The organism is Paenibacillus sp. sgz302191 (assembly GCF_057749925.1).
Genome location: NZ_JBYLHY010000008.1, coordinates 277,275 through 296,592, shown reverse-complemented (window position 1 = coordinate 296,592; position 19,318 = coordinate 277,275). Strand labels below are relative to the sequence as shown.

The window sequence follows — 19,318 nt, the reverse complement described above, 5'->3', positions numbered from 1 at the left end:
ACGGGCGCGTGTACGCGCCATTTCCACACGTACGAGGGTCGCTTCTCACAGCTTTTCCAGGGCCGCGGGCGCGGGTGAGCCATTTCTACACGTGCGAGATTTGATTTCTCGCAGGTTTTCCGGGGTACGGGCGCGTGTACGCGCCATTTCCACACGTACGAGGGTTGCTTCTCGCTAGGTTTCCGGGGCGCGGACGCGAGCGCTTGTGCAGATGCCGGTAATGTCTTGCCTTTGAGAGCAGGCATTTTCAGCAAAGCACAAGGGCATTCGGCCAGGAGTCTGTCCGATGAACTCATGTAGAAAGTATGTTTATGCGAAGTGACAGAGCAAACAGGGGGACGCAGTCCGCGGTCCGATGGCGTCGAGAACGACAACGCCATAGGGTATGCGCTCAGTCGGCAACACCGCGAGCAGCCCCCGGCGCACGGCGCGACGCCGAGCTGCACGACCTCGCCCGGCCGACCCAACAGCCCCTAACTCTCGGTCGGGTGCACCATCAGTTCCGGCCGGACGTAGTTGTCGAACTGCTCGGCCGTCAAAATCCCGCTCCGCAGCGCCGATTCCTTCAGCGTCAGCCCCTCTTTATGGGCTTGCTTGGCGATGCTCGCCGCTTTTTCGTACCCGATGTGCGGGTTCAGCGCGGTGACGAGCATCAACGACTGCTCCAAATTGCGCCGAATGACCTCGCGATTCGGCTCTATGCCTACGGCGCAGTGGTCGTTGAACGAGCGCATCGCATCCGCCAGCAGTCTGACCGACTGCAGGAAGTTGTAGATGATGACGGGCTTGAACACGTTCAGCTCGAAATTGCCCTGGCTTGCGGCGAAGCCGATGGCGGCGTCATTGCCCATGACCTGGCAGACGACCATCGTCATCGCTTCGCTCTGGGTCGGGTTGACCTTGCCGGGCATGATCGAGCTGCCCGGCTCGTTCTCCGGGATCGCGATTTCGCCGATCCCGCAGCGGGGGCCGCTTGCCAGCAGACGCACGTCATTGGCAAGCTTCATCAAATTCGCGGCAAGCGCCTTGAGCGCGCCGTGAGCAAAAACGATCTGATCATGGCTGGTCAGCGCATGAAACTTGTTCGCGGCCGACGCAAAGCGCGTGCCGGTCAATCGCTCCAGCGCCGCGGCGACCCGGGCGCCGAACTCGGGATGCGCATTCAGCCCGGTGCCGACGGCCGTGCCGCCGATCGCCAGCTCGCGCATCGTATCTACGCTGCCGCGCACCATCCGCGCGGCTTGCTCCAGCATCGCCGCCCAGCCGCTGATCTCCTGCCCCAGCGTCAGCGGGGTGGCGTCCTGCAGGTGGGTGCGGCCGATTTTGACGACGTCCCCGTACGCGTCCATCTTGCTGCGAAGCGTGGCATGCAGCAGCTCCAGCGCGGGCAGCAGTTCCTCTTCGACCGCGATCACGCCGGCGACATGCATCGCCGTCGGGAACGTATCGTTCGAGCTTTGCGAGCGGTTGACGTCATCGTTGGGATGGATGCGCTCGCTGCTTCCCGCCGCTTCCAGCCATTCGTTCCCGCGACGGGCGATCACCTCGTTGACGTTCATGTTCGACTGCGTTCCGCTGCCCGTCTGCCAGACGACAAGCGGGAACTCGCCGTCCCAGCGCCCCTGCGCAATCTCGTCTGCCGCCCGGCAAATGGCGTCCGCTTTCTCCTGCGTCAGCCCTCCCAGGTCGCGGTTCACAAGCGCAGCCGCCTTTTTCAACAGGGCAAAAGCATGGATCAGCCTGACCGGCATCCGCTCCGTGCCGATTTTGAAATTTTCGTAGCTCCGCTGGGTTTGCGCCCCCCACAGCTTGTCCGCAGGCACTTTGATTTCCCCCATCGTATCCCGTTCAATTCGAAAGTTTGGATCCACCGCTCTTTGGGCACCTCCGCTGATTGGTCTAAACTGAGCCCGAGCCCAGACTCATTTCCTTTTTCCTGTTATAGCATTCCCAGACAACGTGAAAACCTGCAAATTTCAGGCTATTTATCTGCCCGACAGCACGAAAAAACCTGCAAAAATACATGAATTTGCATCCCTTGATCGCTGGCCACGAACAATTCCTGCAATTGTGCAGGCTTTTCAGCGAACACATAGACTCATACTCACTTTCAGCGGAAATTCCTGCACTTTTGCAGGTTTTTAGCCAAAACGAGCTAATCTCAGAGAAAAAACCTGTACTTTCGCAGGTTTTCTCCTTACCAAGCTGCTTCCTGCCCAATTGTGCATTTCCACGACCTACACCGGGAGAAGCACGCGCCCGGAAAAAGCGGCTGTCCCCCCACCGGTTCCCCTAGCCCTACAGAGGTGTCGCGACTGTGTCCGCTTTTGAAAATCATATATAATAAGCCTAGCAACCGAACCGATGAAGGAGCAGTGATCCCATGGAAACGAAACTGGAAATTATCGTGCGCTCGACCGAAATCGATGTGAACGGGCAACCAACCCAACAGTATAGCCAAGGGAATTTCGCCGTGTTTGAAGTAGCTATTTTAGTAAATCGAGGGGGTCGAACTTAATGAAATCATCACTACCGATCATAGTCCGCTCAACGGAAATTGATGTCAATGGGCACGTAAACAACGCGAAATATCTGGAATATCTCGAATGGGGCCGTGAGGAATGGTATGAACAGTGCGGGCTAGCCTACGAAGTTTTCGGAAATAAGGGTATTCAAACGGTTACAGTGAACATTAATGTGAACTATAGAAGAGAGTGTCGACAAGGTGAGGCATTAACCGTCACTTGTCAGCCAGAAAAAGTAGGTCGTTCCAGCTACGTGCTGAAGCAAGAGATCGTGGATGAGCATGACGAAGTACGCGCTGATGCACTCGTGACAAGCGTGACAATGGATAGTTCAACTCGCAAAAGCCGCGAAGTGCCTGATGAGCTGCGGAAGTTTTTTGAGTTTGAAAAGAACCAATAACATCATTCTGTTTTCAAATGTTTGCTCAAGAGCAAAACCATAGCGGACAAGGGAATCGAGTCGGCGAGATGAGCGGGTTGTGGCTCCACGCTGAAGCGATTCTTTTTACTTTAATGTGGTTGTACTGCAATCTTGATTTTATTTAGTGTTACATAGGCCGTGGCGATGAAATTCTCAACCGTACGAGAAACCCTCTGGCTTTACGTTTTGTGGCTTGAATGAGGCTATTGAGCCCTTCTAACAGACCATTGGTCATCTTGGTTTGAAACCATCGCAAAATACCTTCTTCGTGTCGTTTTAGCGATTTCGCTACCTGGGCCATGGGTTCGATCTGGGAGCGAACTACCCAACTGTACCAACTGCCAAAATACAGGTCAGCTAATATGGCAGGGTAAGTCCATAGTTCCTGCAATGCCAGTCTGATTCGATATGCCCTTCCTGTCAGGAGGTTCATATCCTTTAGCTTCACCAGCTTTTCCTTCTGTTCAGGCGTTAAATGATCTTCATTTTTTAACCAGACATAGCGACTCTTTTTGAGTTCAAGTCTATATATTGTTTAATTTCTGATGTGTTTTAAGAAGCCATAGGTCCTGGAATGCATTGTTGGTTGTTTGTAAATGTCAAACAACTTCACAATTGATATAACATAGTATACTATACTAAATAAAGCGAACAGACTTTGCGATGATTAATGCCAAATATGTATTGAAGGTGAATCAGTATGTTTAACAAAAAATCATTCAAACCGCGATATGAACAGATGTATGCCACGTTATACGAGAGAGTTAATTCTGGTGAATACAAGCTAGGGGATCGAATACCTTCGGAGAAGGAATTGTTGGAGGAGTTTGGGGTTAGCCGAATTACCTCGAAGAAGGCTCTTGATATGTTAGTTAACGATGGGTTAATTATGCGGCAGCCGGGACGGGGATCATATGTCATTAATCGGAACCTTAACTCAAACAAGCAACCGGTTCCTGAAGAAGAAGCGAGCGTTAAGCGGGATGGGTTTAAAGACCAGATAGTGATTGGATTGGTCATGGAAGATTTCAGCGATAGCTATGGGAAAGAAATGTTAACCGAAATGGAGAGAATGGCGCAGCAGCGCGGCGTATACCTGATGCTTCGACTGTCCTTCTCTCAACCGGAGATTGAGGAGAAAGCCATTCAAATGCTGCAAGAATTTGGCGTGGATGGCCTGATCATCTACCCGACGCGAGGCCAGTACTTCAGTCCGGAAATTCTTAAGCTGGTTATCAAGCAATTCCCGCACGTGCTTGTGGACCGTTACTTGAAGGGCACCACAACAACAGCAATCAGTACGAATAATGTGGAAGCAGCCTACGTTGGAACGTCTCATTTGCTTGATTTAGGTCACAAACATATCGGAATATTGGCTTCAAGAGTCATGGATAATGTGGCCATCGAGGAACGGATTGAAGGATTTGTGCAAGCCCATGCAGAGCGAGGGGTAATCCTTGATCGTTCTTTCTGGCTCACGGACATGGAGTGGGCAGTTAACGATGATTCCAGCCAGTATTTACTCGCTCAAAATGTAGAGATGGTACAGCAATTTTTGCGCAAGCATCCTCATATTACAGCGTTATTTGCTTTGGAGTATGAGTTGGCGCTGATTGCGAAAGAAGCCGTAGAGAAATTAGGAAAAAAAATACCGCGGGATGTATCTATTATATGCTTCGACAGCCCGCCGGGCAGTTCTGCGCTGTACTCATTCACCTACTTGCGGCAAAATCAGCGCGAACTGGGCAGATTAGCCGTAGATAGCGTATTGAAATTAATTCAAGGGGAAACGGTCCCGAGTAAAATATCTTTACAAGCAGAGTTAATTCAAGGCATATCGACTAGCCAGGTTTTGGAAAGAGCTAATAAGTAAATGGATTAGAAAAAGAAGATTAGGGGGAACTATAATAACGCGAACCGCTTGTTGTAACGGCGGTAAGCGTTTTTTTATGTGTATTTTAAATGATATGTTAAATGGTTTTATTGATATGTTAATATAAATAATGTATTGACAATAGCATGTTATTAGATTTAATATAATTTTACAGCTTCCTTGCAAACGTTTACAAAAGAAAGGGTGTTAGATTATGAATTCAATATCAGATACGCTGCCTGAATCAATAACCCAATTGATTCAAGACGTGGGAACTAAGCTTTCAGATCGTCCCAAGCTGGCGCGTATGTTTGCTAACTGCTTCTCCAATACACTGACAACGACAGTAAAACCCTTGTCAGACGATACGACCTTTATTATTACAGGGGATATCCCAGCGATGTGGCTTCGAGATTCAGCGGCTCAAGTGCGGCCTTATCTGATTTTGGCGAACCAAGACGAACAACTGGCAGAGCTTGTGGAACGTGTAGTTAAACGACAATTCCGATTTGTATTGCTAGATCCTTATGCAAATGCTTTTAATGAGTGCGATAACGGCAAGGGCCATCAAAATGATCTTACTCAAATGAATGGTTCGCTGTGGGAGCGTAAATATGAAATTGACTCGCTTTGTTATCCAATCCAATTAGCCTATCTGTTGTGGAAAACAACAGGCAGGACCGCTCATCTGGATCAGGCCTTCTCTGATGGTTGTGCGGCTATCTTGAAGGTATGGCGGACGGAACAGCAGCACGAAACGGAGTCAACCTACCGATTCGAGAGAACGGATTGCCCGCCGCTTGATACCCTTGTTCGTCAAGGGAAAGGAAGTGTGACGGCGAGAACGGGAATGACTTGGTCAGGCTTTCGCCCGAGTGATGACGCTTGCACATACGGGTACTTGATTCCTTCTAATATGTTTGCTGTTGTGGTACTTGGCTATATGGCGGAAATGTCGCGAGTTGTCCTGCAAAATGAGTCGTTGGCACAGGAAGCGGAGACGCTGCGAACGGAGATCGAACAAGGCATCCGCGATCATGCGGTTATCGAACATGCGGAATTTGGTCCAATCTATGCTTATGAAACGGATGGGCTGGGCCATTATCATCTGATGGATGATGCTAATGTACCGAGCTTGTTGGCACTTCCTTATCTGGGTTACTGCGCACCGAATGATCCGATTTATTTAAACACTCGTAAGTTCGCTTTAAGCGACAGCAATCCTTATTTTTATCGTGGCAAGGAAGCAGAGGGAATTGGAAGTCCACATACACCAGGCAATTATATTTGGCATATTTCGCTGGCCGCGCAAGCGCTTACATCATTAGATCAAGCAGAAGTCTTGCGTCTGCTAGATGTGTTAGAGCGAACCGATGCTGGAACTGACTTCTTGCATGAAGGCTTTGATGCCGATGACAGCACACAGTACACCAGAGAGTGGTTTTCATGGGCTAACGCTTTGTTCAGTGAACTGATTTTATCGCATTGTGGCTACGTGGTTCCTTCCAGTCCGCTAACAAGTATAAAATAGTCTTTCTATTGGAGAGGATTGATTGCAGATTGCGGATACGTAGCTCCACCTCATCTGCAATCTGCCAATGTGAACTTGAGGGCGAAGAGGATACTAAACAGCAAGGTTTTGGGGGAAATATTGCAAGTATGTCATGAACAAATTTAACTAAGGGGAGATCAACAATATGTCAAGAACAAATAAAGGGTTAGCATTGATGGTTGTTAGCTTGAGCTTAATCGTAACGGCGTGCGGTAATAACGTATCCAAACCTAGCGCAAGTAATGAAAGCGGTAACGGAAACAAGACGATTAAAGTGGCCTACGGAAAATGGAATGAAACAGACAAATGGGGTAAATGGCTGACTTCTGTGAAGCAAGAATTCGAACAAACGCATCCTGGTGTTAAGGTTGAGCTTCAACCCATTGAAGGTTCTCAATATGCGACTAAAGCGCCATTACTGCTGATGGACGAACGGACGGCTCCTGAAGTACTCGCTGAGGATTCCTTCTTGATTAATGCGGATAGCGCAGCGGGTTATTTGCAGGAATTGAACGTGGCTTCATGGCCGGACTGGAGTAACTTTAATGAAGGAATTAAAGCGGCTGTAACGGCTAACAACAAGGTGTACGGAATTCCTTTTTCTACGGATGTACGCGGACTTTATTATAATAAGGAATTATTTGCGAAGGCGGGGCTTCAAGTTCCATGGCAACCGAAGAGCTGGGATGACATTCTCACAGCATCGAAGACGATCAAAGAAAAGCTGCCTGACATTATTCCATTCTGGATGAACACAGGTAAAGCCGGACAGGAAGCAACGACAATGCAAACCTTTGAAATGCTATTATATGGTACTCAGGATAGTTTGTATGAAAATAATAAATGGGTTGTGAAGAGTCCAGGGATTTTAAGCACCTTCCAGTTCATTAACAATATTTACTCGCAGGGATTAGGGCCTAAGTTGTCTCAAGTTCTCACTGCTCAAGCCGGGCAAGTATTGGAAACCGATTTGATGCCGAATCAGAAGGTTGCGATTGTTCTGAACGGGAACTGGTTGACGGGCAACTGGATGGAAGGCGGAGGAAAACCATGGCCGCAAGCGTTGAATGTTTATGATTATGTGAAAATGCCAACACAGAATGGACAAAAGCCTGGTTTTACATCCATGTCTGGCGGATGGACACTAGCGGTAGGCGCAAAATCGAAAGAAAAAGAGCTTGGATTTGAATTCGTTAAGTTGGCAACGAGTGAGAAGCATAATAAGGAATTCGCGCTTCTTGACGGCGCATTAACGCCTAGAAAAGATGTAGCGGCTGACAAGGAATATACTGGACAGCCAGGCACTTTGTATGGAGTTGCAGCTGATTTTATTACGTATACGCACGTTCGTCCGTCGAACTCTGAATATCCAAGTGTATCGACGCAAATTCAAGAAATCGTGGAGAAGGTTGCTGCACAGAAGCTGACCCCCGAAGCAGCGATGGAAGAGTACGCCAAGAATGTAGAGAGAACGGTTGGTGCTGACAAAATAACGAACAAGTAGCTAGTAGGAGAGCCGGTTGCTGCAGGAATATTTTGCTGCCAACCGGCTTCACTCATCAGTCAGGAGGACTCAGGATGTCAGTATTTGATCAGCAAGCCCCCGGGAAGAGGCGAAATAAAATTGGCGGCAATGAGCAACTGCGGGCTATTATGTTTTTATCGCCGAGTTGGTTGCTATTGTTAGTATTTTTTTTCCTCCCTACCATTTTAACGTTTTATTTTGCTTTCACAAATATGTCCTTAACAGGTGCAGCCGCAGCGCAGGCTCAATTTGTCGGCTTTAAAAACTTTACGTATATGTTCAATGACCCAGGGTTTCGCACATCTGCGTGGAACACGATCGTTTTTCTTATATTTTCAGCAGTAATCGGTCAGCAGGTCATGGGATTTTTGATCGCTATTTTAATGAATGGACGCAGCCGCGGCTTTCGCAGCACGATAGGAGCCATTGTTATTGCAGGATGGGTAGCTCCAGAAGTTGTATGTGCTTTCGTGTGGTTCGCTTTTCTGAATGATACGGGGACCGTAAATACGTTTTTAGAGGGTTTAGGTCTGTCACCTGTGGCATGGCTGTTCACTTTTCCAATGGTGTCTGTCATTATCGCAAATATTTGGCATGGAACAGCCTTCTCGATGATGGTCTTCCAGGCTGCACTTGGCGATGTTCCCAAAGAAGTTGAAGAATCAGCGATGATCGACGGTGCAAGTGCTTTTCAGCGTTTATTCCGCATTACGATTCCCATGATTATGCCTTCTGTGGTCACGAATATGGTGCTGGTTACCTTGCAGACGCTTGGTTCCTTTACATTGATCTATGCATTGACAGGCGGAGGACCAGGCAATGCAACGGAAACGCTTCCCGTATACATGTATCATCAGGCCTTCGTAAATTATCAGTTAGGTTACGGGACGGCAATTTCGCTCATGCTGTTATTGATCGGTATTATTGCAAGTCTGGTTTATATGCGCGCACTTAAGGTAAAGATTTAACCTACAAACAAGGAGGTTAAGGGATGAATTCTCAATCTAGGAAGCCCAATAAAATGAATCGTTTTTTCGTTAGAAGAACGTTGCCTTATGTGATACTTACGTTGATCGGGTTGCTGTTTTTCATTCCGTTGTTATGGTTGGTGCTCGCTTCTTTTGATGCCAATGCGACATTATCATTGAAATTTCCCGATCACCTTACAATGAATAATTATGTGATGACGGCAGCAAGCTCAAGTAATCAGCGTTCCTTTGCGAATGGTCTATTGCTGGCGGTAGGGCAGGCACTTCTGGTTGTCATTGTGGCCGGACTTGCTTCTTATCCGTTGTCCAGATACCAGTTGCGTTACAAGCGACCGTTCATGTATGTCATTTTATTCTCGACAGGTCTGCCGATTACAGCAGTAATGGTTCCGGTGTACCAATTCTTTCTTTATCTGCAACTGCAGGATTCGTTATTTTTCACGATTCTGTTCTTGACGGCATCTGCATTGCCTTATTCGATTTGGATGATGAAAAATTTCATGGACTCGGTTCCAATCGAATTGGAAGAAGCAGCGTGGGTAGACGGCGCTTCGATTTGGACCTCCTTCAGAATGGTCGTTATGCCACTGATGCTTCCAGGTATTTTGACGATTGGCATCTTTGCTTTTTCAGGAAGCTGGGGTAACTTTTTGGTGCCGTTCATTCTATTGCAAAGTCCAGAGAAACTGCCCGCGGCGGTTACAATCTATCAATATTTTGGACAAAACGGCATTGTACAATATGGGAAACTGGCGGCTTTCTCTGTGATCTATACGATTCCTGCGATCCTGCTCTATATTTTGGGTCAACGATTCATGTCGCAAGGCTTCAGCTTCGGCGGAGCAAGTAAAGGTTGAGGATTTAGAAATAGCTTCAAGGATAGGAGTGGCTTACATGTCAAAACAGACGGTGCATATCGTTTCACATTCTCATTGGGATCGAGAGTGGTATATGCCTTTTGAAAATCATCGTATGAAGCTGATTCAATTGATGGACGAATTGATAGATCTGTTCGAAAAAGATCTGGAATTTCGCAGTTTTCATCTCGATGGGCAGACGATCGTATTAGACGATTATCTGGAAGTAAGACCCGATCGTCGGGAGCAAGTAAGCAGACTTGTTCAAGAAGGCAAGCTGCATGTAGGTCCTTGGTATATTTTGCAGGATGAATTTCTGACCAGCAGTGAATCGAATATTCGCAACCTGCTGATCGGACATCAGGATGCAGCCAAATACGGTGCTGTATGTAAGGTAGGCTATTTCCCGGATTCGTTTGGCAATATGGGGCAAGCACCGCAAATTTTGCGCCAGGCGGGCATCGATACGGCTGTATTCGGCAGAGGTGTCAAGCCGGTGGGCTTCAATAATGAAGCTCTCGGTCACTATGAATCTGCGTTCTCTGAAATGCATTGGCAAGGGCCGGATGGTTCAACGGTATTGGGCATTTTGTTTGCCAATTGGTATTGCAATGGAATGGAAATCCCGACAGATGAGCAAGCAGCTGTCTCGTATTGGCAGCAGCGAATAGAGGAAGCGAATAACTTCGCTTCTACGAGGCAGTTATTATTGATGAACGGGTGCGATCACCAGCCCGTGCAAGCAGACATTACGAAAGCCCTCCAAACCGCCAGAAGGCTTCACCCTCAAGTTGAATTCATTCATTCTAATTTCCCAGACTATATTCGTAGTGTGAAGGAGCAATTGCCAGAACAAATATCTACGATTCACGGCGAGTTAAGGAGCCAACGAACAGATGGATGGTTTACACTGGTGAATACGGCTTCTGCTCGTATCTATATCAAACAGGAGAATCAACGCTGTCAGACGATATTAGAGAAAGTCGCGGAGCCTTTGGCTGTGTTCGCTCATGTACTCGGTCAGCCTTATCCTCAGCAACAGCTCACCTTTACATGGAAAACATTGATGCAGAATCATCCCCACGACAGCATTTGTGGATGCAGTGTGGATGAGGTGCATCGGGAAATGATGACTCGTTTCGCCAAGAGCTACCGGTTAGCTGAGGACATAGCGAACGATAGTTTGCACTATATCGCTTCTCATATCGATACCACAACAGCATTTAGTAAGCATGATCCGCAGGCGATTCCTCTAACCCTCTTCAATACATCAGGGTGGGATCGTTCAGGCGTTGTAACGATAGATGTTGAGATTGCCAGACTTCGTCTGAATTATGATGGTCAGCAGGCGCAGCTTGTGAAGGAACTCCATGCCGTAGAAATCGATGGCTGCCAACTTATCAATGCTGCGGGCCAACCGGTTTCTGCCAAGGTTGAGGATTTAGGCGTTGTTTTCCACTATGAGCTGCCTAAAGACACATTCCGAAAAGCTTACATGACTAGAAGGATCAGGTTAACGTTTTATGCAGAGTCTGTACCTGCACTTGGTTACAAAACGTATGCCTGGGCTCGCGGACAAGCGCCGATTTCTATAATCACAAGCGAATCGATTACGGATGGCATATTAGAAAATGACCGCTTGCGCGTATCAATCCAAGAAGACGGCACGTATGATGTTCAAGACAAGCGCAGTGGAAAGCTATATAGAGGTTTAGGCGCCTATGAAAATGTTGGCGATATCGGTAATGAATATATATTCCGCCAGGCTGAGGGTGACCACGGGCTTAGTACGCGTGGTCTTGCCGCCAAGATTGAATTAAAGGAACAGACCGATTTCCATACCGTGTATGAATGGGTGCATGAGTGGCTCGTTCCTGCGAGTGCGGATGAGACTCTGGAGAGAGAAATGAATGAATTTGTGCCGTTTTTGGAGCGTAAGGCAGGACGCGGCCCAGAACTGGTTACCTTAAAAGTGACAACCCGCTTAACACTTGAACGAGGAGATGCTCCATTAAGAATCCGTACGACGCTGAACAATCAGGCTAAGGATCATAGGATTCGCGTGTTATTCCCGACGGATATCGATACACCGATCCATCGTGCGGACTCTGTGTTCGAGGTGGCTGTGCGGGACAACCTTCCTGAACGGGAGTGGACGAATCCGAGTAATTGCCAGCATCAGCAAGCTTTCGTAAACATCAGCGACTCGTCAGGAGGCCTGACAATTGCGAATCAAGGCTTGAATGAATATGAAATTGTTAGAGACGGGCGCAATACCATTGCTGTTACTTTACTGCGGGCCGTAGGCGAACTAGGGGACTGGGGGGTATTCCCAACACCCGAGGCTCAGTGTCTAGGTGAGCATCAGTTCGATTACACGCTTATTCTCCATGATCAAGAGGAGATGCTTACATCCTTCCAACTCGCTTATCAGGAGCAAATACCGTGGACAACCAGACAGGTTCCCTTGCAAGCCGGCAAGCTGCCAGCAGAATATGCCTTTGTACGCTGGTCTGGAGAAGGTGTTGCTTTATCTGCTTTGAAGGTAAATGAGCAGGGCAATGGTCTTGTCCTGCGCTGGTACAATTTGTCGAATCAAGAAAAGGCGTTGGACGTTTCGTATGCACATGGTGAATACGGTTGGCATCGCAGTAATGTGTTGGAGGAGATTCATGAACCTGTTAATCTGGAGGATTCTTTGATCCTAAAGCCTCACGAAATATTTACAATTATTAGTTTGTCAACATAAATATTACCATATAAGCCGCTTTACCTTTGAATGAGGTAGGCGGCTTTTCCTATGTGACACTTATTGATCACCCAATAGATTAATCGCCGAGAAATCGCCTTACCTGCTGCAATATGCTCACAACCCTTGGAGCCAAGAAGCATTCGACAAAGCGAAACGAGAAAATAAGCTTATTTTCTTGTTTACTATGAAATTGATATTCGGGGAAGACGAGTGGCTATTGAATTTTACATAAAAGGGAAACGGTTAAAGACGGATTTAGGACCTGCGTGCTGAGAGCGCTGGAATCCGGAGTTTGTTAGCGGTCATGTAGACCATGGCAATTAAATTTTGAACGTTTCTGTAACCGCGAGCTTTTCGTTTGGCTGCTTGAACGAGTCCATTAATACCTTCGAGCAAACCGTTCGTCATCCGGCTGTGGAACCACCGTAAAATGCCCTCCTCATGCTGTTTAATCGTCTTGGCCAAACAGACCATGGGCGCAAGCTTTGAGCGGGTCGCCCAGCCGATCCATTCCCGCAGATAAACATCCGCTAAAATATGCGGAAGCGTCCAATTTGAAAGTGCTACATCTTATACTGGAAGGCTTTATGCAACAAGTGGAAGTACCATTTACGAGATCAACCTTGATCCTTTGATATAATTTATCGTAAAGTGAGATACACTTATCATTTTGACCGTGAGAAATAAATTTCACAAATACGAGGTGAGAATCATATGAGTTTTTTTATTTTTTACTACTACTGCTCCCGCAAATCTGGATTATAACATCCTGTACAAATTCAACAAATGAAATATTGCAAGAAAAAGATATTATTTATTTGCACAATAGCGCAGATAACTTTGATAGATTTTCTAAATTTTTAGCCAATACCCAGAGTAATTCTAGTGATAAAATCAGGATCATTCAATAGAACCAGCTATGTGCTGAAGCAGACGATCGTGAACTGGCAAGGCCAAACTTGTGCCGATGCGCTCGTCACCAGTGTAACGATGGGCAGCGCCACTCGCAAGAGCCGCGAAGTGCCCGATGAGCTGCGCAAATGGTTTGCCTAAACAGGAATATGGAAAATTCATGTTTACTGAATAAATTTTTCCCATTTGAGGGATACTTGGATTGTGCTTGAACGAGGAGGTGAATACACTATGACAACCAATAACAACGATGTGGTCAATCATGGATTAAACGCCGCCGAGGCCAATGCGGATGACAGCAAATCCAAACAGCAGGTAGAGCAGCTGTCCTCCGAACTGCAGGAGACGACCGGGGCCGTTTCCTCCGCCGAAGAAACTACCGACACGGAACAATAAAGCAGGGCCAGAAACCGCAGAAGCGCCGGGTGCGTTCTCTGCGGCTTTTGTTTTTCCGGCGGCATCAGGATCGAACCACTCGCCCATTCCCCGAATAAATTGGTTAAAAAAGCAGGGATGGATGAACTAATGAACGGACTGGAGCCCGTTAGCATACAAACCCGCAAAGTACAGCGCCCCAGGCTGAAGCTTTCTTATCCGGTTGTGACGAGTCTGCCGTCGCACGCGGCGGAGCAGCGAATCAAAGCGCTGGTCATTTAACAAAACCATCATATACGACAAAACCGGTTTCCTGTACGTCAAAGGCTAGCCGGTTTTTTATTTGTTTTTTGTGTAAAAATTTGGATTCCCCCTCTGCCCAGGGCAATTATCGGATTGACGTCCGGAAAGATGAAAGATATAATGAGCTAGTAATTTAGTAAATTACTAATTTAGTAAACGAAAAGAGGAAAAGAAAATGAAAATACCAACTACTTTAAAACATAAGCCTGTTGTCGTGTCGGAAAATTATGAGCGGGTTGACGGCCGACTTGCCCAAAACACGGATGCAAAGGGCCTCTCTTTAGGATTGGCCCAATGGAATGACAGAGGAAAGGTCGATATTTCCGCCAAAGTATGGAGATACACAGGGGAAAAATGGTCAAGGCAATCGGAGGAGCTTCCTCTCCATCGCGTTCTTGATTTGTCCATTCTGATTTGCCGGTCCTTGGAGCATTTTCGCGAAGCATACAGATATGAACATTTATATGATCCGAATGAGCCCGTCATCGACCGGGTTGGCCTGCAGGGGGATGCCATGACCGTGGCGATATGTACGGACAATGAGAGAATCAATGAAGATATTAAGCTGTTCAGCCAAGCTCTGAGCGACGACGATGAGATGATCAGCGAACGTCTGCGCACATTATCAAAAATTTTAAAAGATATGGGGTATTAACGTGTTTTCCAATCGTTATGTTCGAACTATTATCCTCTCCCGGGTGCTGCTGCAGCTGGGGGTTTGGATTCGGAATTATGCCGTCCTTCTTTATGTTACCGATTTAACGAATAATAATCCGGTTTACGTATCGCTAATTTCGGTTGCGGAATTCGCGCCGATCTTTCTATTCGCCCTTATCGGCGGAACCTTTGCCGACCGATGGCGGCCGAAGCGGACAATGGTTTGGAGCGATCTGCTGTCCGCCTTGTCCGTTGTGGCTGTGCTGCTTGCCGTCATGAACGGCGGATGGATCGCGCTGCTCGTCGGATCGTTTGTTTCCGCCAGCCTGTCTCAATTTTCTCAGCCTTCGGCCATGAAACTGTACAAACGGCATGTGCCAGGGGAACAACTGCAAGGCGTGATGGCGATGTCCCAAACTCTTGTCGCTGTCTTTATGGTTTTGGGCCCGGTCATCGGTACGTTTATTTTCATACAGTTTGGTATTAAAATTCCGCTCGTCCTGACGGCAGTTTTGTTCCTGGGGTCCTCCCTTGTACTATCGACGCTTCCCCACGACGAGGCGGAACCGAAGTCCGGCGGTGCCGGCAGCTTCATGAAAGAATTGATGGCCGGGTTGCGTTATATCGGGTCCAATCAATCCTTAAGAACGCTCAGCTTGACTTTCGCGGCTGTCGGATTGGCCTCGGGAATTACTCAGCCGCTCCAGATTTTCATTGTCATAGAGAAGCTGGGGCAGAGCAAACAATTTCTGCAGTGGGCGGTTATGACTAATGGGGCAGCTATGTTAGTAGGCGGAGCCGCCATAATGGGGATTGCCAAAAAGGTGAAGCCGCAGCTTCTGCTCATGACAGGCTTGCTTGTCACCGCCGTCTGTACGATCGGAATTGGCGCGTCTACGATGGTTTGGCTGACCATTGTCCTTTTAGTGATCAGCGGGTTGTTTTACCCTTGCATTCAAGGCGGAATCCAGACGCTGCTTGTGCGGAATACGGAAGGAGCTCTTATGGGCCGGGTATCGGGAGCGATCACTCCGGTTTTTATGGGAATGATGGTGATCGGCATGTTTTTATCCGGTTATCTGAAGGATGCGTTCTCCCTGCTCACGGTATATGTGATCAGCGGCGGTTTGATTGTTGTCGGTGCGATGCTGCTGCTCCCTCTTGTTGCCCGGAAAAAAAGCGAAGCTGCGAGGGGCCCGGCATTATGACGGAAAGGAGAAGTGTTATGAATGACCATGAACCCTGTTATTTGTCGCCTGCAAGACAATTGACGGACGCGGAAAAAGGGCTTGTCTGGAAAAAGCCGGCATCTCATAAAGTCAGCGAAGAAGAACGGCGTATTTGCAACGAAATACAGCGCAACTGGCATCGCGGCGAAATGAAAATCGCCAATATTTTGCTAGAGGGCGACGCCGGCTCCGGTAAAACGCAGCTCGCCAAGGCGTTGTCGGCTAATTTCGGGCTGCCTTATACGAAAGTGACCTGTTTTGCCGATATGGATAAATCGGACGTGATTGGCGCTATTTTGCCAGTGATTTCGCACGAGCGGCTGGAGAAGTTTGAGCCTGCGGAACAAACCGTTTTGAAGGCATTGTACGAAAGCGACGGTTTTCAAAGCGCGGCTGAAATTTTGATGGACATTCTGGGGGTCACCCGGGAACAAGCCGCTTTAAAAATGAAGCGGTTGATGAAGCTGGCCGCCGAAAACACCGGGGGCGAAGCGGTTGAGTATCGTTTTTACCCATCCGAGATCGTCAGAGCCTACCAGAAAGGTTATCTCCTGGAAATACAAGAACCGACCGTTATTCGCGATGCCGCGGTGTTAATGGCGTTAAATTCCGCCTTGGAGCCGGATGGCAGCATCAATCTGCCTACGGAAATCGTGCGCAGACATCCGGACTTCATCGCGGTCATCACAACAAACCGCAGTTATGCCGGATCCAGACCGCTCAACGAAGCGCTGCGCGACAGAGTTCAGCATACCGAGAAGATGGACTTGCCGACGAAAGAAGTCATGATAGAACGCGCCATCGCCAAAACCGGCTATACGGCCGACAAGGTGCTGGGCGTTCTGGCGGATATCATGATTGTTTTGGACAAAACGGCCCGGGCCCATGCGATCAAAGGCGTAGCCGGAATGCGCTCCTACTTCTACTGGGCGGATGCCGTCGCCGAGGGCGCTCCTGTCAGGGAATCCCTGTATCATAAAGTCATATACAAGATAACTACCGATTCCGAGGAAATCGAAATTTTGGAAAATGCGCTTACAAGCAGCGGTTTGTTGGCGAGCCTTGATGAAGTCGGGATGGAAGTAAAAAAAAACGGCATTTTGACGCAGTAGAGATCAGGACGTGGGGAAATATAGACAGCGCCGATTTTGACCGCGGCAACGATTTGGAAGAAGACGGCATCGCCTTAAAAAAATCCGCTGACAGCGACGAAAGTTCATCCGACGGTTCCGAGCATTCCTCCGATACGGAAAGTTCGGATTTGGGAAAGAACGGCTCCCCCATTTATCACCAGGCAAATCCTGAAGCCATGTCAGAGGATGCGGTACAAAAAGAGCGCGATTTCCGCAAAAAACTGAATCGGGACGCGAGGGAAGTTGTGTCCGGTTCGATTCACGGCCATGTCAGGCTCATCGTCCACCGCCCGGACTACGTTTTGGAAAACCAGCACGAATATGCCGGTCTAAGCAAAGGGCTTATGCCTGTCGTGCGGGAAATCGCCAGAAAGACGCTTCCGCTGTTGGAACATGAAGTATCGTCCGAGTTCGCGAGAAATCATTACTATGGCAGCAAATTTCAAGCGGACAGCATCGCTTACCGGGATTTCAGGTATTTTGCCAAGAAACGTCCGCCAACCGAATCCCCTTCCCTTGCGGTCGGTCTAAGGGTCGACGAATCGGCGTCGATGTCGGCTTTCGGGAGATTGGAAGCGGCCAAACGCGCGGTGATCGCGGTATATGAATTTTGTCAATACTGTCATATTCCCGTATTGATTTACGGCGATACTGCGGATGTCTCCAAAATGGAGCAAATGTCGGTCTTTGCCTATTCCGATATGGATAAACCGGACCCCAACGACCGATTCAGGCTCATGGGGATTCGCGCCAGAAGCAATAATCGCGACGGAATGGCTCTGCGCATTATTGCCGAACGGCTGGCGGCCGCGCCGCAAAAGACCAAGCTGCTGATTAGCATCAGCGACGGGCAGCCCAAAGCAATGGAAGATTACACCGGAAATTATGCGATCCGGGACATGCAGCAAACGATAGCCGCGTACGAACGGAAAGGAATTGCCTTTCTGGCAGCCGCAATCGGCCAGGACAAAGATGTGATTCAGCACATCTATGGGAATGAGCGGTTTTTGGATATTACCGATCTGCATGAGTTCCCGGCTAAATTGGTTCGCATTATCGCCCGGTATTTGTGAGAGGAGAAACATATATGGACAAGAGCAGACGCAAGGAACTGCAAGAGGAATACAAACAAATCAAGACTTACATGGGTGTAATCCAAATAACGAACAACACTAACGGCAAAATTTTCATAGACAGCTATCCCAATCTGAAAAACAAATGGATCATGATCCAAAGCCAACTGGACATGGGGAGATTCGCCAACTTACAACTGCAAAAGGACTGGAAGGAATTAGGCGCCTCGGCATTCACCTACGAAGTGCTGCAGCAAAAAGAAGCCGACGAAATTACAGACATGCGCTGGGAGCTGAAAAAAATACTAAAGCCATGGCTGGAAAAATTACAGCCCTACGGAGAGAAGGGCTACAACAGGCCGCCGAGGGATTGACCCTCGCGGCACAGGCGGGGAGACGGCAGCCTGGCGGGTCCCAAGGGGGCTCCCAGGGCAGAGCACACCGGGGCAACACCCAGGGACACCTAGACGCACCCAAGGCTACTCCTTGGTAGCCCTCAGGGCAGCACCTAAGCGGCTCCATGGTAGCTCCTAGGCAGCACCTCAGGGAAGCACAAGGCAACCCCCGGGTAGCACCCTAGGGCAACACCTAAGTAGACCCAAGGCAAGCTCCCAGGTAACCCTCCCCGGCGGCTAGAGGTCTGTCCGATGAACCCGCACACACGCTGGAAAGCAGCAAATCTACTGGAAATACGGAAAAAACCTGCAAATGTACAGTTTTTGCTCGGTTGATACGCTTGCCACGAGAAATTCCTGCAATTGTGCAGGCTTTTCGCCGCGAACATGGGCTCAGGCTCAATTTCACCGAAAATTCCTGCACAATTGCAGGTTTTTCGCCAAAACGAACCATTTCCATGAAAAAAAACTGCACTTTCGCAGGTTTTTTCCCTGTCAGGCCGTCTTGTCCCCCTTCACTTCAGCTCCACAACCTGTGCAGGAGAGGCGAGTCCTTCTTCAGCTACGCAACCTGTACTGGAGAGGCGAGTCCCTCTTAAGCTACGCAACCTGTACTGGAGGGGCGAGTCCCTCTTAAGCTACGCAAACCGTACTGGAGAAGCGAGGGCTGGGGAATAACCACTACGCTCCCCGGTACTTCCCTAGCCCGTAACTGTATCAACGAACGCACAAAAGTAACTCCGCCTG

General features: G+C 48.5%; 21 protein-coding genes. 18 read left to right on the top strand and 3 right to left on the bottom strand.

All coding sequences use genetic code 11. The features are described from left to right. Positions 1-473: 473 nt before the first annotated feature. Positions 474-1,871, bottom strand: a complete 1,398-nt coding sequence (gene fumC, locus AC3G2T_RS14710; RefSeq protein ID WP_488435935.1) for a class II fumarate hydratase — start codon at positions 1,869-1,871, stop codon at positions 474-476. 512 nt (positions 1,872-2,383) lie between these two features. Between fumC and AC3G2T_RS14705 the strand changes: the two genes are divergently transcribed. Together AC3G2T_RS14705 and AC3G2T_RS14700 are read left to right on the top strand one after the other, a co-directional pair. Then, a complete protein-coding gene (locus AC3G2T_RS14705; RefSeq protein ID WP_488435934.1) occupies positions 2,384-2,518 on the top strand; it encodes a hypothetical protein in 135 nt (44 codons plus the stop codon). Further along, positions 2,518-2,925: an acyl-CoA thioesterase gene (locus AC3G2T_RS14700; RefSeq protein WP_474686828.1), complete on the top strand. Its 408-nt coding sequence runs from the start codon at positions 2,518-2,520 to the stop codon at positions 2,923-2,925. The genes AC3G2T_RS14705 and AC3G2T_RS14700 overlap by 1 nt, the downstream gene beginning before the upstream one ends. Before the next feature lie 148 nt (positions 2,926-3,073). Here the strand turns inward: AC3G2T_RS14700 and AC3G2T_RS14695 are convergent, their stop codons facing one another. Then, entirely contained in the window at positions 3,074-3,478 is a 405-nt protein-coding gene (locus AC3G2T_RS14695) for a transposase (RefSeq protein WP_474686852.1), read from the bottom strand. Between the two features lie 168 nt (positions 3,479-3,646). Between AC3G2T_RS14695 and AC3G2T_RS14690 the strand changes: the two genes are divergently transcribed. From AC3G2T_RS14690 to AC3G2T_RS14660, 7 genes are all read left to right on the top strand, one after another. After that, the gene (locus tag AC3G2T_RS14690) at positions 3,647-4,819 is read left to right on the top strand and encodes a GntR family transcriptional regulator (RefSeq protein WP_474686827.1); all 1,173 of its coding nucleotides are present in this window, start codon (positions 3,647-3,649) and stop codon (positions 4,817-4,819) included. 214 nt (positions 4,820-5,033) lie between these two features. Further along, a complete protein-coding gene (locus tag AC3G2T_RS14685) occupies positions 5,034-6,350 on the top strand; it encodes a glycoside hydrolase family 125 protein (RefSeq protein WP_474686826.1) in 1,317 nt (438 codons plus the stop codon). A 166-nt stretch (positions 6,351-6,516) separates the two neighbouring features. Beyond that, the gene (locus tag AC3G2T_RS14680; RefSeq protein WP_474686825.1) at positions 6,517-7,875 is read left to right on the top strand and encodes an extracellular solute-binding protein; all 1,359 of its coding nucleotides are present in this window, start codon (positions 6,517-6,519) and stop codon (positions 7,873-7,875) included. Between the two features lie 149 nt (positions 7,876-8,024). Continuing rightward, positions 8,025-8,864, top strand: coding sequence for a carbohydrate ABC transporter permease (locus AC3G2T_RS14675; protein ID WP_474686851.1), 840 nt, complete (start codon positions 8,025-8,027; stop codon positions 8,862-8,864). A gap of 23 nt (positions 8,865-8,887) precedes the next feature. Next, a complete protein-coding gene (locus AC3G2T_RS14670; RefSeq protein WP_474686824.1) occupies positions 8,888-9,742 on the top strand; it encodes a carbohydrate ABC transporter permease in 855 nt (284 codons plus the stop codon). Between the two features lie 37 nt (positions 9,743-9,779). After that, positions 9,780-12,491 carry an alpha-mannosidase gene (locus tag AC3G2T_RS14665; RefSeq protein WP_488435933.1) on the top strand — a complete coding sequence of 904 codons (2,712 nt, stop codon included), beginning with the start codon at positions 9,780-9,782 and terminating at the stop codon, positions 12,489-12,491. Between the two features lie 82 nt (positions 12,492-12,573). Beyond that, on the top strand, positions 12,574-12,726 hold the full coding sequence (locus AC3G2T_RS14660) for a DUF255 domain-containing protein (protein ID WP_474686849.1): 153 nt from the start codon (positions 12,574-12,576) through the stop codon (positions 12,724-12,726). 23 nt (positions 12,727-12,749) lie between these two features. On the opposite strand, the gene AC3G2T_RS14655 is transcribed toward AC3G2T_RS14660, so the two are convergent. Next, the gene (locus AC3G2T_RS14655) at positions 12,750-13,013 is read right to left on the bottom strand and encodes a transposase (protein ID WP_474686847.1); all 264 of its coding nucleotides are present in this window, start codon (positions 13,011-13,013) and stop codon (positions 12,750-12,752) included. A 275-nt stretch (positions 13,014-13,288) separates the two neighbouring features. On the opposite strand from AC3G2T_RS14655, the gene AC3G2T_RS14650 reads away from it, so the two are divergent. The 9 genes from AC3G2T_RS14650 (at position 13,289) to AC3G2T_RS14610 (ending at position 18,550) form a co-directional block, all read left to right on the top strand. Then, positions 13,289-13,405 carry a DUF4362 domain-containing protein gene (locus tag AC3G2T_RS14650; RefSeq protein WP_488435932.1) on the top strand — a complete coding sequence of 39 codons (117 nt, stop codon included), beginning with the start codon at positions 13,289-13,291 and terminating at the stop codon, positions 13,403-13,405. Beyond that, positions 13,380-13,547, top strand: coding sequence for an acyl-CoA thioesterase family protein (locus tag AC3G2T_RS14645; protein WP_488435931.1), 168 nt, complete (start codon positions 13,380-13,382; stop codon positions 13,545-13,547). The genes AC3G2T_RS14650 and AC3G2T_RS14645 overlap by 26 nt, the downstream gene beginning before the upstream one ends. 90 nt (positions 13,548-13,637) lie before the next feature. After that, a complete protein-coding gene (locus AC3G2T_RS14640) occupies positions 13,638-13,802 on the top strand; it encodes a hypothetical protein (protein ID WP_474686820.1) in 165 nt (54 codons plus the stop codon). Positions 13,803-13,931: 129 nt separating this feature from the next. Beyond that, on the top strand, positions 13,932-14,063 hold the full coding sequence (locus tag AC3G2T_RS14635; RefSeq protein ID WP_474686819.1) for a hypothetical protein: 132 nt from the start codon (positions 13,932-13,934) through the stop codon (positions 14,061-14,063). Between the two features lie 196 nt (positions 14,064-14,259). Next, positions 14,260-14,739, top strand: a complete 480-nt coding sequence (locus tag AC3G2T_RS14630; RefSeq protein ID WP_488435930.1) for a DUF6530 family protein — start codon at positions 14,260-14,262, stop codon at positions 14,737-14,739. Between the two features lies 1 nt (position 14,740). Next, positions 14,741-15,949, top strand: coding sequence for an MFS transporter (locus tag AC3G2T_RS14625; RefSeq protein WP_488435929.1), 1,209 nt, complete (start codon positions 14,741-14,743; stop codon positions 15,947-15,949). Between the two features lie 17 nt (positions 15,950-15,966). Beyond that, positions 15,967-17,082, top strand: coding sequence for an AAA family ATPase (locus AC3G2T_RS14620; RefSeq protein ID WP_488435928.1), 1,116 nt, complete (start codon positions 15,967-15,969; stop codon positions 17,080-17,082). A 53-nt stretch (positions 17,083-17,135) separates the two neighbouring features. After that, positions 17,136-18,176, top strand: coding sequence for a vWA domain-containing protein (locus tag AC3G2T_RS14615; RefSeq protein WP_488435927.1), 1,041 nt, complete (start codon positions 17,136-17,138; stop codon positions 18,174-18,176). Between the two features lie 14 nt (positions 18,177-18,190). Next, a complete protein-coding gene (locus AC3G2T_RS14610; RefSeq protein ID WP_474686814.1) occupies positions 18,191-18,550 on the top strand; it encodes a GIY-YIG nuclease family protein in 360 nt (119 codons plus the stop codon). The last annotated feature ends 768 nt before the right edge of the window (positions 18,551-19,318 follow it).

Excerpts from the sequence above, each read along its gene's own strand:
- AC3G2T_RS14705 (WP_488435934.1), top strand. The coding sequence starts at position 2,384 with ATGGAAACGAAACTGGAAATTATCGTGCGCTCGACCGAAATCGATGTG.
- AC3G2T_RS14700 (WP_474686828.1), top strand. The coding sequence starts at position 2,518 with ATGAAATCATCACTACCGATCATAGTCCGCTCAACGGAAATTGATGTC.
- AC3G2T_RS14690 (WP_474686827.1), top strand. The coding sequence starts at position 3,647 with ATGTTTAACAAAAAATCATTCAAACCGCGATATGAACAGATGTATGCC.
- AC3G2T_RS14685 (WP_474686826.1), top strand. The coding sequence starts at position 5,034 with ATGAATTCAATATCAGATACGCTGCCTGAATCAATAACCCAATTGATT.
- AC3G2T_RS14680 (WP_474686825.1), top strand. The coding sequence starts at position 6,517 with ATGTCAAGAACAAATAAAGGGTTAGCATTGATGGTTGTTAGCTTGAGC.
- AC3G2T_RS14675 (WP_474686851.1), top strand. The coding sequence starts at position 8,025 with ATGTTTTTATCGCCGAGTTGGTTGCTATTGTTAGTATTTTTTTTCCTC.
- AC3G2T_RS14670 (WP_474686824.1), top strand. The coding sequence starts at position 8,888 with ATGAATTCTCAATCTAGGAAGCCCAATAAAATGAATCGTTTTTTCGTT.
- AC3G2T_RS14665 (WP_488435933.1), top strand. The coding sequence starts at position 9,780 with ATGTCAAAACAGACGGTGCATATCGTTTCACATTCTCATTGGGATCGA.
- AC3G2T_RS14640 (WP_474686820.1), top strand. The coding sequence starts at position 13,638 with ATGACAACCAATAACAACGATGTGGTCAATCATGGATTAAACGCCGCC.
- AC3G2T_RS14635 (WP_474686819.1), top strand. The coding sequence starts at position 13,932 with ATGAACGGACTGGAGCCCGTTAGCATACAAACCCGCAAAGTACAGCGC.
- AC3G2T_RS14630 (WP_488435930.1), top strand. The coding sequence starts at position 14,260 with ATGAAAATACCAACTACTTTAAAACATAAGCCTGTTGTCGTGTCGGAA.
- AC3G2T_RS14620 (WP_488435928.1), top strand. The coding sequence starts at position 15,967 with ATGAATGACCATGAACCCTGTTATTTGTCGCCTGCAAGACAATTGACG.
- AC3G2T_RS14610 (WP_474686814.1), top strand. The coding sequence starts at position 18,191 with ATGGACAAGAGCAGACGCAAGGAACTGCAAGAGGAATACAAACAAATC.